The 15,047-nt window shown below is 64.2% G+C and carries 15 protein-coding genes, 1 tRNA gene and 1 other RNA gene; 4 read left to right on the top strand and 13 right to left on the bottom strand.

From position 1 onward, the window contains the following. Positions 1-8: 8 nt before the first annotated feature. Entirely contained in the window at positions 9-728 is a 720-nt protein-coding gene (gene pyrH, locus A9D12_RS10525) for a UMP kinase (RefSeq protein WP_068351625.1), read from the bottom strand. A 185-nt stretch (positions 729-913) separates the two neighbouring features. On the opposite strand from pyrH, the gene A9D12_RS10520 reads away from it, so the two are divergent. Beyond that, positions 914-1,702, top strand: a complete 789-nt coding sequence (locus A9D12_RS10520; protein ID WP_068351620.1) for a hypothetical protein — start codon at positions 914-916, stop codon at positions 1,700-1,702. A gap of 63 nt (positions 1,703-1,765) precedes the next feature. On the opposite strand, the gene tsf is transcribed toward A9D12_RS10520, so the two are convergent. Then, a complete protein-coding gene (gene tsf / locus A9D12_RS10515; protein WP_068351618.1) occupies positions 1,766-2,692 on the bottom strand; it encodes a translation elongation factor Ts in 927 nt (308 codons plus the stop codon). 133 nt (positions 2,693-2,825) lie between these two features. Beyond that, positions 2,826-3,596, bottom strand: a complete 771-nt coding sequence (gene rpsB / locus A9D12_RS10510) for a 30S ribosomal protein S2 (protein WP_068351615.1) — start codon at positions 3,594-3,596, stop codon at positions 2,826-2,828. A 291-nt stretch (positions 3,597-3,887) separates the two neighbouring features. On the opposite strand from rpsB, the gene A9D12_RS10505 reads away from it, so the two are divergent. After that, positions 3,888-4,142, top strand: coding sequence for a hypothetical protein (locus A9D12_RS10505; RefSeq protein ID WP_068351612.1), 255 nt, complete (start codon positions 3,888-3,890; stop codon positions 4,140-4,142). Here the strand turns inward: A9D12_RS10505 and A9D12_RS10500 are convergent. The 4 genes from A9D12_RS10500 to A9D12_RS10485 form a co-directional block, all read right to left on the bottom strand. Continuing rightward, positions 4,084-4,986 (bottom strand): CDP-alcohol phosphatidyltransferase family protein, encoded by a 903-nt coding sequence (locus A9D12_RS10500; protein ID WP_082925524.1) that lies wholly within the window; start codon positions 4,984-4,986, stop codon positions 4,084-4,086. The genes A9D12_RS10505 and A9D12_RS10500 overlap by 59 nt on opposite strands. Next, positions 4,983-5,735 carry a phosphatidylserine decarboxylase gene (locus A9D12_RS10495; RefSeq protein ID WP_068351609.1) on the bottom strand — a complete coding sequence of 251 codons (753 nt, stop codon included), beginning with the start codon at positions 5,733-5,735 and terminating at the stop codon, positions 4,983-4,985. Before A9D12_RS10495 ends, A9D12_RS10500 begins: the two co-directional genes overlap by 4 nt. Positions 5,736-5,785: 50 nt before the next feature. Further along, positions 5,786-6,931: a beta-ketoacyl-ACP synthase III gene (locus A9D12_RS10490; protein WP_082925523.1), complete on the bottom strand. Its 1,146-nt coding sequence runs from the start codon at positions 6,929-6,931 to the stop codon at positions 5,786-5,788. A 325-nt stretch (positions 6,932-7,256) separates the two neighbouring features. After that, a tRNA-Tyr gene (locus A9D12_RS10485) sits at positions 7,257-7,342 on the bottom strand. A gap of 171 nt (positions 7,343-7,513) precedes the next feature. Here A9D12_RS10485 and rlmB point away from each other — a divergent pair. Both rlmB and A9D12_RS10475 read left to right on the top strand, forming a co-directional pair. Beyond that, a complete protein-coding gene (gene rlmB / locus A9D12_RS10480; RefSeq protein ID WP_068354300.1) occupies positions 7,514-8,305 on the top strand; it encodes a 23S rRNA (guanosine(2251)-2'-O)-methyltransferase RlmB in 792 nt (263 codons plus the stop codon). 26 nt (positions 8,306-8,331) lie between these two features. Continuing rightward, positions 8,332-9,249 carry a hypothetical protein gene (locus A9D12_RS10475; RefSeq protein ID WP_068351603.1) on the top strand — a complete coding sequence of 306 codons (918 nt, stop codon included), beginning with the start codon at positions 8,332-8,334 and terminating at the stop codon, positions 9,247-9,249. Positions 9,250-9,354: 105 nt separating this feature from the next. On the opposite strand, the gene A9D12_RS10470 is transcribed toward A9D12_RS10475, so the two are convergent. The 6 genes from A9D12_RS10470 to A9D12_RS10445 all read right to left on the bottom strand — a co-directional run bounded on the left by A9D12_RS10470 (position 9,355) and on the right by A9D12_RS10445 (position 15,034). Then, positions 9,355-9,627, bottom strand: coding sequence for an HU family DNA-binding protein (locus A9D12_RS10470; RefSeq protein WP_068351600.1), 273 nt, complete (start codon positions 9,625-9,627; stop codon positions 9,355-9,357). A 236-nt stretch (positions 9,628-9,863) separates the two neighbouring features. Next, positions 9,864-12,272: an endopeptidase La gene (gene lon, locus A9D12_RS10465; RefSeq protein WP_068351598.1), complete on the bottom strand. Its 2,409-nt coding sequence runs from the start codon at positions 12,270-12,272 to the stop codon at positions 9,864-9,866. A gap of 82 nt (positions 12,273-12,354) precedes the next feature. Next, complete coding sequence (locus A9D12_RS10460) at positions 12,355-12,696, bottom strand: YbaB/EbfC family nucleoid-associated protein (RefSeq protein ID WP_068351596.1); 342 nt, start codon at positions 12,694-12,696, stop codon at positions 12,355-12,357. A gap of 13 nt (positions 12,697-12,709) precedes the next feature. Beyond that, positions 12,710-14,566 carry a DNA polymerase III subunit gamma/tau gene (locus A9D12_RS10455; protein ID WP_068351592.1) on the bottom strand — a complete coding sequence of 619 codons (1,857 nt, stop codon included), beginning with the start codon at positions 14,564-14,566 and terminating at the stop codon, positions 12,710-12,712. A gap of 59 nt (positions 14,567-14,625) precedes the next feature. After that, positions 14,626-14,720, bottom strand: an RNA gene (ffs, locus tag A9D12_RS10450) — signal recognition particle sRNA small type. A gap of 35 nt (positions 14,721-14,755) precedes the next feature. Beyond that, on the bottom strand, positions 14,756-15,034 hold the full coding sequence (locus tag A9D12_RS10445) for an ETC complex I subunit (RefSeq protein WP_068351589.1): 279 nt from the start codon (positions 15,032-15,034) through the stop codon (positions 14,756-14,758). Positions 15,035-15,047 lie beyond the last annotated feature (13 nt).

Here is a 15,047-nt window from a genome sequence, read left to right as displayed (position 1 = left end):
CTTTGGTTCTATCGGTCTTGAACGATGGTCTGGACACCCTCGCCCGCCAGCACGCGGGCAAGATTGCCCTGCTCGCGGATCGAGAAGACCACGATCGGAATGTGATTGTCACGGCACAGCGCCACGGCCGAGGCGTCCATCACCTTGAGATTGTCGGCAAGGACGCGGTCATAGGTCACGGTATCGAACCGCACCGCATCCGGATTATGCTTGGGATCGCTGTCATAGACCCCGTCGACGCTGGTGCCCTTGAGCAGCGCGTCGCAGCGCATTTCGGCCGCGCGCAGGGCGGCCCCGCTGTCGGTGGTGAAATAGGGCGCGCCCACGCCCGCGGCAAAGATCACAACGCGGCCCTTTTCCAGATGGCGTTCGGCGCGGCGGCGGATCACCGGCTCGCACACCTTGTCCATTTCGATCGCGGATTGCACGCGGGTCTGGACGCCAAGCTGTTCCAATGCGTTCTGCATCGCGAGCGCGTTCATCACGGTCGCCAGCATCCCCATGTAATCGGCCTGCGCGCGGTCCATCCCCTTGGCCGCGCCCGCCATCCCGCGGAAGATATTGCCCCCGCCGATCACGAGGCAGATTTCGAGCCCCGTTTCCTTCGCCGCCTTCACTTCCTTGGCGAGCTCGGAAACGAATTCGGGATCGATCCCGAACTGCTGGTTGCCCATCAAGACCTCGCCCGAAAGCTTGAGCAGGACACGTTTGATGGCAGGCAAGGACATGGGATTATCGGCTTTCTGGCGGGAATGGGCTTGCGCAGGGCCTTTATCGGGGTGTCACCGTGCTGCCAAGAGCATAGCGGGGTTATCGACCAAGACAATCATCGCCTTTGCCGCCCCTGCGCGCGGGCGCGTGAGGCATGCAGACCAGACTGGTCGGCAGGCTTTCATGGAGTTAGGCTGCTGGAATGAAACAACTGCGCGCCGCCTTGCAGGCCTATGACGAATGGCACGTGCCGCATCCCGGTGCGCCCGATGCCCTGACCGCTGCCCAGCGCGAGGAAAACTTCGCCGCGACGATGGCGGTCAAGTCCGCGCGGATCGCCACCTTGCGCGGCGCGCTGCCCGCGCTGGACGATGCGTTCGGGACGCTGCTCGATCCCCTTGCCGATCCGGTGCCGGCAATCCGCGCGCTGGAGGCATGGTGGAACGAATGCCTGTCACAGATCGATCTTGTTCCACCTGTCACCAGCACCTTGCGCCGATTGCTGCGACCGGGCGCCTATCTGGCGAAAAATGACGCGATGGCCGCGGCCTATTGGGACGAGCGGCATGATCATCCGCTGGTGCCCAAATTGGCATCGATGCTTTGCGATCTGGGGCTGATTCTTGGCGAGGCGGTGGTGCTGCGCCGCCCGGACTTTGCCTGGACGCTCAACCACGAGCCGATCGAAAAACGGCTCAAGACGATGGAATGGGGCCGGGTTTGCGTGCTGCGGCCCAAGCTCGGCGCGTTTCCGGTCAAGGCATTTGCGATGCCTTTCCTAGCGCGCTCGGCCTATGGCCAGATGATCCTCGACAAGCGCAACCGGATGCTCGTTCCGGCGAGTTACAAGGATGGCGCCTGGTATGGCCGCTTCTTTGGCTGGACGGTGGTGGACATCTGCGGCGGCGGGTTCACCGAAGATCACTATCCCGACGGCCCGGGCGGCGAACGGGTCGCCGGGCGCCGCTATCAAGAACCGCCCGCAACCTAGAAACGCAAACGGCCGCCGCAGCGTGAATGCTGCGGCGGCCGTACGTGTTGTTGCGGCGAAGGATCAGCCCTTGAGCGTGGCTGCGACTTCTGCGGCGAAGTCGACTTCTTCCTTCTCGATGCCTTCACCCAGCTGGAAGCGCGCGTAATCGACCAGCTTGATCGACTTGCCAGCGTCCTTGGCAGCCTTGGCGATGTATTCTTCAACCGTCGCCTTGCCGTCCTTGACGAAGATCTGGCTGAGCAGCGCGTTTTCCTTGGCGAACTTCTTCACCGCGCCGTCGACCATCTTGGCCTGCACGTCTTCGGGCTTGCCGCTTTCGGCAGCCTTTTCGGCAGCGATCTTGCGCTCGCGCTCGATCACGTCGGCATCGAGGCCATCGGCGTTGAGCGCCTGCGGGAACATCGCGGCTGCGTGCTGCGCGATGTCCTTGCCCAGTGCATTCAGCGTGTCGGCATCGACATCCGATTCAAGCGCGACCAGCACGCCGATCTTGCCGAGGCCTTCGCCCGCAGCGTTGTGGATGTAGGGAACAACCGCGCCCTGCGTCACCGAAACCTGCTTGATCCGGCGGATCTGCTGGTTTTCGCCGATGGTGGCGACGTTGTCCGTGAGCTTGTCGCCGACCGTGCCACCTTCGGGATAGGCAGCGGCCTTGAGTTCTTCGACATCGCTGGTGCCGGTTTCAAGCGCGACTGCGGTGGCATTGCGCACGAAGCTCTGGAACTGGTCGTTCTTGGCGACGAAATCGGTTTCCGAGTTGATTTCGACCGCAACGCCCTTGGTGCCCTGAACGAGGACGCCGACGAGACCTTCAGCCGCGGTGCGGCTCGACTTCTTCTGGGCGGTGGCGAGGCCCTTGGCGCGCAGTGCGTCAACCGCAGCTTCGATGTCGCCGCCCGCTTCGGTCAGCGCCTTCTTGGCGTCCATCATGCCAGCGCCGGTGCGCTCGCGCAGCTTCTTCACATCGGCGACAGAAATATCGGCCATGGGAAATTCCTTCTTGAGTGTGTGGTGGCGCCCGGCCCCGCCATCCCGACAAGGAACGGCAATGCCGGGCGCGCTAGAGGGGGATTGTGACGCGAGCATGGCGAGCGGATCGCCCATGCCCGCGTGCAGAAAATCAGGCTTCGGTTTCTTCCGCAGCCACGTCAGCTTCGGCGGGCGGGTTCGCCATCGCGCCGAAATCGCTCGACACGTCGGCCTGGAACTTGCCCTTGCCGGCCAGCGCCGCTTCGCCGATCGCCTGGCAGTAGAGACGCACAGCGCGGCTGGCGTCGTCGTTGCCGGGAACGGGGAAGGCGATGCCGTTCGGATCGACGTTGGTGTCGAGGATGCCGATCACCGGAATGCCGAGCACGTTGGCTTCCTTGATCGCGAGATCTTCCTTGTTGGCGTCGATCACGAACATCACGTCGGGAATGCCGCCCATGTCGCGGATTCCGCCGAGCGAGGCTTCAAGCTTCTCGCGCTCGCGGGTGAGGTTCAGGACTTCCTTCTTGGTCAGACCGCTGGTGTCGCCCGAGAGCTGCTCTTCGAGGCTCTTGAGACGGCGGATCGAACCCGAAATGGTCTTCCAGTTGGTAAGCATGCCGCCCAGCCAGCGGTGGTTGACGAAGTGCTGACCCGACATGCGCGCCGCTTCCGCGATCGGCTCCTGCGCCTGACGCTTGGTGCCGACGAACAGCACCTTGCCGCCCGAACGCACGGTCGATTCGACGAAGTCGAGCGCGCGCGCGAACAGCGGCACGGTCTGCGACAGGTCGATGATGTGAACACCGTTGCGCGCACCGAAGATGTACGGCTTCATGCGCGGGTTCCAGCGGTGGGTCTGGTGGCCGAAGTGTGCGCCGGCCTCGATCAATGCATTCATGGTGACGACGGGAGCCGCCATAGGGAATTCCTTTCCGGTTGGTCCTCTGGAAGGCTGGAACCGCGTGTGCGGATCTCCCGCAAACGGCACCGGTATGTGCACCTTCCATGTGAATTTGCCGCAGCCTGGATACGCGATCCTATTCGCAGCAGGCGGGCCCTTATCCGCGCACCGGAACAAAATCCAGCCCCGAATGCTTGTGGCTGTTGAAAAATCGCTCGACGATCCTGCGGATGGCGCTTGACACGCCGGAACATCTAGAGAACATTGCGTAGGAACAAAGAACGAACACAGGTTTCAGAGGACTTCGCCATGCTGAGCACCGCCATCACCGTCCTGTTCACCTTCACCGGTGTCTTCGCCATCATCGCGATTGGTTATGCCCTGCGCGATGCGCGTGCGGTCTATGCGGCACTGCTGCGCGAAGGGCAGTTGCTGCGCGCCGGTCTGGCCGAGGCTCAGCCGGAATTGCACACAGCGAAGCTGCCCGCCCCGCGCCGCGTGATCGCTACGCCGCGCCCGGCGCTGGCGCAGCCGCGGCTGCGTCCTGCATACGCCGCTGCCTGATCCGGCCATATTTCACCAGACCATAAGGCATCAGCAGCAGATAACCGATGCTGATGGCTGCCAGCGTCCACCACGGTTCGAGCAGCAGCGCGGCAAACGCCAAGCCGGTGAACGCGATCAGGGGCAGACGGACCGAGCGGCGCGGCCGGATCGATCCCCAACTCAATGTCGGCAGGTTCGAAATCATCAGGCTTGCGATCACCGCCAGCCACACGGTGTTGAGCACCGGATCGCGAAACAGTTCGATCCCGGTTTCATTCCACAGATAGAACGGCGTGAACGCCAGCCCTGCGCCGACCGGCGCAGGCACGCCGGTCAGGAACCCGGCGGACTTGTGCGGCTGATCGTCGAGATCGATCCGCGCGTTGAACCTCGCAAGGCGCAGCGCGCAGCAGATCGCGAAAGCCAGCGCCGCAAGCCAGCCGAAGGTCGACCACCCTTCGAGCGACCACATGAACACGATCAGCGCGGGCGCGACGCCAAAAGACAGCGAATCGGCCAGGCTGTCGAGCTCGGCGCCGAATCGCGATTGCGCGTTGAGCAGCCGCGCAACGCGGCCATCGAACCCGTCGAGCACGCCGGCCAGCACCACCAGCCCGATCGCAAAGGCCCACATGCCCTCGGTCGCAAAGCGAATGCCCGTCAGCCCCGAACACAGCGCGGCGGCCGTGATCGCATTGGGCAGCATCGCGCGCAGCGTCAGCCCGCCCCCGCCGCCACTGGCGGGGATCGGACGCTGGTCATCCTCGTCCTCGGCCGCCTTGGGGCCGAACCGGGCCATCAGGAACCGCGCACCGGGAAGCTTGCGCCCCTCGCTGGACGGGCGAACAGGGGGGCGGCTCATTGGGAAATTCCTTCGATCAATCCGCGCATGCCGATTTCGGCAAGCACTGTTTCACCGGCGACGACGCGCTGCCCGGTCATCACCCGGGCATCGGTGCCCGCTGGCAGATAGACATCGACCCGGCTGCCGAACCGGATCAGCCCGACCCGCTGCCCCTTGGCGAGGATATCGCCCGGCTTCACGAACGGCACGATCCGCCGCGCCACCAGCCCGGCGATCTGGGTAAAGCCGACGCGAATGCCATCACTGCGCTCGACCAGAATGTGCTGGCGCTCGTTTTCCTCGCTCGCCTTGTCGAGCTGCGCGCTGATCGCGCGGCCGGGGATATAGACCACGCGCCGCACCGTTCCGCCTACCGGCGTGCGGTTGATGTGGACATCGAACACGCTCATGAAAATCGATACCCGCGTGACCATGCCCGAAGGCAGGCACGCCGCGCCCGTTCCATCGTCGATCTGCAATTCGAACGGCGGCTGGGTTTCGGTGATCAGCGTCACGATCCCGTCGGCGGGTGACAGGATCACGTTGTCGGTCTGCGGCACCACGCGTTCGGGATCGCGGAAGAAGGCGAAAATCCCCGCCGATGCCAGCGCCAGCGGCCATCCGATGATGCCCCAGCCCACGATCAGCAGAAAGAACGCCGAAAGCCCGGCGGCGATCAACCCCAGCTTGCGGCCCTCGGGATGGATCGCGGGCCATTCCCATTCGGCCTCACCGCGGCCTTTGTTATCGAGTATTTCGCCTGCCATCGTATCGCTTCTAGGGAGGGGTTGCGTCCCTCGCAAGGAAAGTCGCCCGTTCAGCCGACCTTGCGCACGAACACGGTGCCTGCCGAATAGCCCGCGCCGAACGAACAGATGAGGCCCGTGTCGCCTGCGGCCAGTTCCTCATTGTGCTTGTGGAAGGCGATGATCGAGCCTGCGCTCGAGGTGTTGCCATAGGTGTCGAGCACGGTCGGGCTTTCGTCCTCGCTTGCCTCGTGGCCCAGCACGCGGTGCGCGATCAGCCGGTTCATGCCGGTGTTCGCCTGGTGGAGCCACAAGCGGCGCAGCGATGCCGGATCGATCCCCAGCCGCGCGGCCTCGTCGACGATCATCTGCGCGACCATCGGCACGACTTCCTTGAAGACCTTGCGGCCTTCCTGAACGAACAGCTTGTCCGCGGTGCCCTGGGTCTCGGGCGCGGCGCGGTTGAGGAAGCCGAAATTGTTGCGGATGTTGTTCGAAAACACGGTCTTCAGCCGCGTGCCGAGAATGTCCCAGTGCTGCGCAGGCGCGATGGCCGCGTCCTCGACCAGCACCGCGGTCGCCACATCGCCGAAGATGAAGTGGCTGTCGCGGTCACGCCAGTTCAAGTGGCCCGAGGTGATCTCGGGGCTGACCACCAGCACCGAGCCCGCATTGCCCGCGCGAATGTAATCTGCCGCGGTCTGGATTCCGAAGGTCGCCGAAGAGCATGCGACATTCATGTCGAAGCCGAAGCCTTCGATGCCCAGCGCGTGCTGGATCTCGATCGCCATCGCCGGATAGGCGCGCTGCATGTTCGATGCCGCGCACAGCACCGCATCGACATCCTCGGGGCGGCGGCCAGCACGTTCCAGCGCCTCGCGCGCGGCGGCAACGCCGATTTCGGCCATGATCGAGATTTCGTCATTGCCGCGTTCGGGCAGGCGCGGACACATCGTGTCGGGGTCGATGATCGCCGCCTTGCTCATCACGTGGCGCGCCTTGATGCCGCTCGCCTTCTCGATGAACTCGACCGAGGAATGGTTGAGCGCCACAGCCTCGCCGGCCGCGATCGCGTCGGCGTTGGCGGCATTGTGGCAGTCGACGAAGGTGTTGAAGCTGGCGACCAGCTCTTCGTTGGTGATGCTTTCGGGCGGGGTGAACAATCCGGTGGCCGAAATGACCGGGCGGCCCGTAAGTGCGGCGTGCATGTCCTGCATGAAACTCTCTTGGCTGGGGGAGAGCGGCCATAATCCCCGCCACGGACGGCTGCAAGCCTTGCCGCGCCGATCAAAGCCGCCGCATCGCGCCTTTGCCGGGCGAAGGAGAAGCACACCTTCTCGGCCGCGCTCTTGCCGCTGTGCAATGCCAGCCGCAGACCCGTTTTAACCCCCTCCAGACCCCGCCCAGCCCCGTTCAGACCCCGTCTTGCCCCGCCCTTGCGCCCGTTAGATACAGCAAAAGGCACATGTTTCACGTGAAACACGCGCGCCACCGTGCGGCGGTTGGCGGAACGCGAAAATCGGGCGGGATAGAAAGGGGAAGTGGTGGACAGGGCTGGATTCGAACCAGCGTACGCTTGCACGGGCAGATTTACAGTCTGCTGCCTTTAACCACTCGGCCACCTGTCCACACAGTCCCTCCGAAGAGGGGGCCTTCCGAAAGCGATGATTCGCCCTGAAATTGCGCGGTTCCCCGAGGGGCCCCGCTGCCGAGAGGCGCCCCTTTGGCGAAGCGATGCTTGCCTGTCAATGGTCCTGCTGGCAGGGGGCAACTTTGGAATGGCGCAGCCGGGACACAACATGACCAAAGTCGAGAAGAAACGAGCATTGCGCGGGCGCGCCGGACGGATGAAAGGCGGCCGCGGTTCGGGCCGCGCCTCCACCGGGCAGGTGCGCCTGTGGGGCCGCCATGCGGTCGAAGCCGCGCTCAAGAACCCCGAACGCCAGCACCGCAAGCTGTGGGCCACACCCGAAGGGCTCGACAGCCTCGACGGCGAACTGCCTGCCGATTTCCCGATCGAACGCGCGCAAGCCGCTGATCTGGCACGACTTGTCGCCAAGGACGCACCGCATCAGGGGCTGGTGCTCGAATGCGCCCCGCTCGAAGATGTGTTCCTCGACGAGGTCGCGCTCGGTGAAGCCGATCGTCCGATCGTGGTGCTCGATCAGGTTACCGATCCACACAATGTCGGCGCGATCCTGCGTTCGGCCGCCGCGTTCGGTGCCGCCGCCATAGTGACGCAGGACCGCCACGCTCCGCCCGAAGGCGGCGTTCTGGCCAAGGCGGCCTCGGGCGCACTGGAAACCGTGCCCTGGGTCCGGGTGGTCAACCTTGCCCGCGCCTTGGAAGAACTCGCCGAGGCAGGCTATTGGCGCATCGGTCTGGCGGGCGAAGCCGATGTGGTGCTCGCCGATGTCATGCCCACCGGTCCGCTGGTCATCGTTCTAGGGGCCGAGGGCGATGGCATGCGGCACAATATCGCAGGCCATTGCGATGTGCTCGCCAAGCTGCCGATCTCCTCCGCGATCGAGAGCCTCAACGTCTCGAACGCTGCCGCGATTGCGCTTTATGCGGCGGCCAGCCGAAGCTAGATAACGGCACAAACGGGGGAAGTGTTATGATCGATCTGACTGATATGCGCGTGCGGGCCGCGGCCATGCTGACGGGCCTTGCACTTGCGCTGACGGGGTGTTTCATGACCCCCGGCAAGTTCACCTCCGAGCTTGCGCTGACCGGACCCGACACTTTCACCTTTACCTACGAGGGCGAGATATTCTTTCTTGGCATGTCCAGGCTAGCGCGTCTGGGGGCGGGTACCGAAGAAGCCTTTGCTGCGAACTGTTTCGACGACGAAACCTACGAAAGCCGCGATTGCACGGCCGAGGAAACCGCCGAGCAACGCGCAGATTGGGAAGCCGGCGCTGCCGAACGCGAACAGAAAGCGCGCAAGGATGCCGAGACCATGAACGCGATCATGGGCGGGATCGACCCGTCCGATCCCAAGGCGGCAGAGGAACTGGTGCGGCTGCTCGAACGCCAGAAAGGCTGGAACCGCGTGGTCCACAAGGGCGACGGCGTATTCGAGATCAGCTATGCCATCAGCGGCACGACGGGGCATGATTTCATGTTCCCAATGATCGAAGGCTTTCCTTCGGTGAATCCTTTCGTCCAGATGTTCCTGCGCGATGGCAATCAGGTGCGCATCAACGCGCCGGCCTTCCTGTTCCAGAGCGGCGAGAACCCGCTGGGAGGACTTGGCGGAGGTTTTGGATCGCTTGCCGGCCTTGCAGCGATGAGCGCCGGCGAGACCGCCGGCGAAGGAAGCGAAGGCGGCGAACCCGCAGAGACACCGCCGGGGGTGCCTGCGCTCGACGGGACGTTCACTATCCGCACCGCGCCCGGCATGCGGATCCTCGCCAACAACACCGACGAAGGCCCACAGGCAGCGCCCGGCGGCGGCGAAGTTCTGCGCTGGACGATTTCTTCGCGCACCGCACAATCGCCGACTGCCCTCGTCGTCACCGCCATGCGTTGATCGCGGCGCTGCCGCACCGCGGACCAAACGAAAAACCCCGCCAGCCACAGGGCCGGCGGGGTTTTTCGCGTCCGCAGTCAGTCCGTTGTCAGGCAGGCTGCCCGATCAGTTGACCGCATCCTTCAGGCCCTTGCCGGCCTTGAACTTGGGCTGGTTCGATGCCTTGATCTTCATCGGTTCGCCGGTGCGCGGATTGCGTCCCGTCGATGCCTTGCGCTTGGCCACCGAAAAAGTGCCGAACCCTACCAGCCGCACTTCGTCGCCGCTGGACAATGCCTTGGTGATCGCCTCGAAAACGCCTTCAACCGCGTTCGAAGCATCGTTCTTCGAAAGACCGCTGGCGTCGGCAACCGCGCTGATCAGGTCGTTCTTGTTCATCTGGGAACCCCCTCGTGTCAGGATTTCGTCATATCGGGATGGATCGCACATTGCGAAAGCTGACGAATTGAGACGTTTTCGCAAGGACTGTCAAAGGCAAACCGCCCATATGGACGGTCTTGCCAAAACCTGTCAGCCCCCGCGCCATCGCCGGCGGCGTGGAACCCGTCTCGTCACTGCCTCTTTCGGAAAGTGCGACCCTGCCGCGAATCACGGCAGGGTCGCCTTCTAGCGGGTCAATGCGCGGTTGGCACCTCTGACGGCGCGCCGCCGGACGCCGTGGCGGCACTGCCCGGCTGGCTCGCCAGATCATCCGCCTCGGTCCACTCGATCGCCTCGAGCGGCCCGGTCAACGCGCGCGCGAGCACCTCGTCGACATGCGAGACGGGAATGATCTCCAGCCCCTCGCGCGCGTTGGCCGGGATTTCCGCCAGATCCTTGACGTTTTCCTCGGGGATGAGGACCGTCTTGATCCCGCCGCGCAAGGCTGCGAGCAGTTTTTCCTTCAATCCTCCGATCGCCAGCACGCGTCCGCGCAGAGTGACCTCTCCGGTCATCGCCACGTCGGGCCGCACCGGGATCCCGGTCAGCGTAGAGACGATCGAGGTGACCATCCCGATCCCTGCGCTCGGCCCGTCCTTTGGAACCGCACCTTCGGGAAGGTGGATGTGGACGTTCTTGCGCGCGATCAGGCTCGGCTTGATCCCGTAGGCCGGCGCGCGCGCCTTCACGAAGCTGAAGGCCGCCGCGACGCTTTCATTCATCACCTGGCCAAGCTTGCCCGTGGTTTTCACATCGCCCTTGCCCGGCGTGGTCACGCTTTCGATGGTCAGCAGCTCGCCGCCCACCGATGTCCACGCGAGGCCCGTCACCGCGCCGACCTGCGGTTCATCCTCCGACACACCATGCTTGAACCGCCGCACACCGGAAAATTCGGCGAGATTTTCGGGCGTGATCGTGACGCTGGTCGCTTTCTTTTCGAGGATCTGGCGCAAGCTCTTGCGCGTTAGCTTGGCAATCTCGCGTTCCAGCGTGCGGACACCGGCCTCGCGGGTGTAGTAGCGGATCAGATCGCGCAAGGCGTCCTGCGTGAGCGTGAACTCGGCGGGCTTCAGCCCATGAGCCTTGACCTGCTTTTCGATCAGATGCCGCTCGGCAATCTCGACCTTTTCATCCTCGGTATAGCCTTCGAGCCGGATGATCTCCATCCGGTCGAGCAGCGGCTGCGGCAGGTTGAGGCTGTTCGCGGTGCACACGAACATGATGTCGCTGAGATCAAGATCGAGTTCGAGATAGTGATCCTGGAACTTGGCGTTCTGTTCGGGGTCGAGCACTTCGAGCAGCGCCGAGGCCGGATCGCCGCGGAAGTCCTGACCCAGCTTGTCGATCTCGTCGAGCAGGAACAGCGGGTTCGACGTGCCGGCCTTCTTGAGGTTGGCAACGATCTTGCCCGGCATCGAACCGATATAGGTGCGCCGGTGGCCGCGGATTTCCGCCTCGTCGCGCACGCCGCCCAGCGACTGGCGGACAAACTCGCGGCCGCACGCCTTGGCGATCGACTTGCCGAGCGAGGTCTTGCCCACACCCGGCGGCCCGACGAGGCACAGGATCGGCCCCTTCAGCTTGTTGGTGCGTGCCTGCACCGCCAGATATTCGACGATCCGGTCCTTGACCTTTTCGAGCGCATAGTGATCGGCATCGAGCACGCTCTGCGCTGCGGCGATGTCCTTCTTGAGCTTGGACTTCTTGCCCCACGGCAGGCCGAGCAGCACGTCGAGATAGTTGCGGATAACCGTCGCCTCGGCGCTCATCGGCTGCATGCCGCGCAGCTTCTTGAGCTCGCCCAGCGCTTTGGCCTTGGCTTCGACCGACAGCTTGGTCTTTTCGATCTTCTCGGTCAGTTCGGCGATTTCATTGGCTTCGCCATCATCGCCGCCGCCCAGTTCGGACTGAATCGCCTTCAACTGTTCGTTGAGGTAATATTCGCGCTGGGTCTTTTCCATCTGGCGCTTCACGCGGCCACGGATCCGGCGCTCGACCTGCAGCACCGACAGCTCGCCTTCCATGAAGGCCATGACGAGTTCGAGCCGCTTCAAGGGGTTGCTTTCTGTCAGCAAGCCCTGCTTGTCGGCCACCTTGGCGCTGATCGCGGCGGCGATGGTATCGGCCAGCTGGCCCGCATCATCGACATCCGACAGGTCGACGCCGGTGTCCTCGCCCATCTTCTTGTTGAGCTTGACGTATTCGCCGAATTGTTCGGTCACCTGCCGCATCAGCGCAGTAACCTCGCTGCCAGCGACGGTTTCGGGCTCGAGCACTTCGACTTCGGCGAGCATGTGGGTTGCCGTGCTTTCGAGCGAAGCCAGCTTTGCGCGGGTCTTGCCTTCGACCAGCACACGCACGGTGCCATCGGGCAGCTTGAGCAATTGCAGCACCTGCGCGATCACGCCGACATCGTAGAGATCATCGCCCTCGGGATCGTCGCAGCCCGGATCGAGCTGCGCAATCAGGACGATATCCTTCGACGATTCCATCGCCGCTTCGAGCGCCGCGACCGACTTGTCGCGTCCCACGAAGAGGGGGACGACCATGCCGGGAAAAACAACAATGTCCCGCAAGGGGAGAAGTGGGTAAGTCTGGTTCATTCCCGAGATATGGGAAGACCGCCCCGCCCCTGCAATGGCCGCGTCAGGCTAAGCTGTGGACGCGGGCCATTGCGGGACCGGTTCAGCCAAGGCCCGGCAGATTGAAGCCCGGCGGCAGGCCCATCGAGGACTGCATGTCCTTCATCTGCTGCTCCGAAACGCGGTCGGCGCGGTCGCGCGCATCGTTGAATGCGGCGGCGACGAGATCCTCCAGGATCTGCTTGTCATCGGGTACCATCAGGCTGTCGTCGATGTGAACGCCCAGGATGCGGCCCTTGGCGCTGGCGCGGACTTTGACCAGCCCGCCGCCTGCGGTGCCTTCGACCTCGATCGAATCGAGCTTCACCTGCATCTCGTTCATCTGCTTGCTGATGGTTTCGGCTGCCTGCTGCGCAGCTGCCATCATCTCTTCCATCGACTTCATCGGGGGTTCTCCATCAATTCCACGGGGGGCTCTCGCCAGCGGCGGCGACAGCGGGTTCGGTTGCGATCAGTTCGGCATCGGGGAAGGTTTCAAGCGCCGCCTTGACCAGCGGATCGGCGCGAATGCGCGCGTCCTCGGCGGCGGCTTCGGCTTCGGCGGCCTCGCGCAGGGTTGGCTGCGCGGCGCCGGTGCCGCGCTCGATCGACCAGCGCTTGCCGGTCACCTTGAACAAGGCTTCGCGGATATCGGACGATGGGTCGTCGGGGAAATTGTCGGCCTGTTCGAAGACAATGCGTTCCGGACCGATCTCGATGACGCGGACCCGGTCGCGCATCATCTGTGCGACACGCAATTGTCCTGCGGCATCGACCTGATCGACCAGCGCGGCCCAGCCTTGCACCGCAGATGTCGGGGCGGGCGCGGAAGTATTGCCCCCGACTGCTGCCGGCGACTCTGTTGCAGACGGCCCTCCACCCGCAGCAGGCGAGGCCACAACCCCACTCGCCGCGATTTCCTCGATCCTGCGCGCAAGCTTGCCTGGATCGGGCATCTGCGCTGCGTGGAGGATCCGCAGCAACGCCATCTGAAGCGACACCAGCGGGTCGGGCGCTGTGCGCACCTCGTCGTGGCCTTTGAGCAGCAATTGCCACAAGCGGTGCAATTCGCCTGCGCCAAGACGCTGCGAAAAGTCTGCCAGCGCGGCGCGCTCTTCTTCCGACGGGGCCTCCGGCGCGCCGCCCGACACCTGTGCCAGCGTGATGCGATGCACCAGATCCATCACCGTCCGGATCAGTGCCAGCGGCTCGACGCCCAGCGCGTACTGCTCATCGACCGCGCCAAGCAGCGCCGCAGCATCGCCTTCGAGCAGATGGCCAAGCAGGCGGCGCTGCGCGCTCTTGTCGGCAAGCCCGAGCATATCGCGCACGCGCCCTGCGGCGACCTTGCCCTCGCCATCGAGATCGGCATGCGCGATCGCCTGGTCTAGGATCGACAACCCGTCCCGCACCGATCCTTCGGCGGCATTGGCGATGATGCTGAGGCCCTCGGCCTCGGCCTCGACCCCTTCGAGCGCGCAAATCCGCGCAAAATGTTCAGCCAGCAGATCTGCCGGAATGCGCCGCAGATCGAAGCGCTGCGTGCGGCTGAGCACGGTGACGGGCAGCTTGTCGACTTCGGTTGTCGCAAACAGGAATTTCACATGCGGCGGCGGTTCCTCAAGTGTCTTGAGCAAGGCATTGAAAGCATTGCGCGACAACATGTGAACTTCGTCGATGATATAGATCTTGTAGCGTGCGGAAACCGCAGCGTATCGAACCTGCTCGATGATCTCGCGGACATCGTCGACCCCGGTGTTGGAGGCGGCGTCCATCTCGATCACGTCGATATGACGGCCCTCGGCGATCGCGGTACACGGCTCGCACACGCCGCACGGATCGATCGTCGGTCCGCCCTGACCATCCGGCCCGACGCAATTGAGCGCCTTGGCAATCAGACGTGCGGTGGAGGTTTTGCCCACCCCGCGCACCCCGGTCATCAGAAAGGCATGCGCCAGCCGGTCGCGTGCGATCGCGTTGGCCAGCGTGCGCACCATCGCTTCCTGGCCGATCAGTTCCGAAAAGGTTTGCGGGCGATATTTGCGGGCGAGAACGCGGTAGGCCTGCCCGCCGGCGGAGCGTGCGGCCGGCGCAGGGGCTGCGGCATCCATCGCGACGGGTTGCGGTGCCGCCTCGGCAAGGGGCTCGGCATCCGGTGCGGGTGCGGGTGCGGGTGCGGCAGGTTCGCCGAACAATCCGCCCTGCCCCGCAGCCTCAAGCTCGGTGGCAGAAGGGCCGGTGGCTTCTTCCGGAAGTTCGGGGTCGGATTCGTTCATGCCGACAAGCTAGGCGCTTGGCACCTGTTTGTCATGATGGACAGGCCTGCGATGTCGTTGAAAAAGGAGCCGAGCGACCCGCCGCAATCCACCTGAGCTGCTTCCTTCCGGACCTGACTCGGTGAGCGGACGCAAACGTCCACCCGACTCCCGGGGGAGCCTATGGCGCAGCCTGCACGAAACGTCAACTCAGCGGAAATTGTCCGCGTAGGCCTGCAGCTTGAGCCGCTTGGGCGGGGTCGCGAACACGCGTGCGGGGATGCCGTATTTCTCGGCATAGGACCGCGCGGCGGCCTTGTCGGGGAAGGTCAGGCGAACCTGCGACTGGGTGTCGCCGGTCCCGGTCCAGCCCATCAGCGGATCGGCAAACCGCGCCTGCGATTGCTCAAACTCCAGCACCCATTCATCGGTGTGCGCCTTGCCCGATTGCATCGCGTGCTTGGGCTTCTGATAGATCCTCGCCGTCATGCCGTGCCCCTTA

Source organism: Erythrobacter neustonensis, assembly GCF_001663175.1.
Taxonomy (GTDB): Bacteria; Pseudomonadota; Alphaproteobacteria; order Sphingomonadales; family Sphingomonadaceae; genus Erythrobacter; species Erythrobacter neustonensis.
Note: the sequence above shows the minus strand (reverse complement) of the source record. Positions and strands in the feature narration are given on the sequence as shown.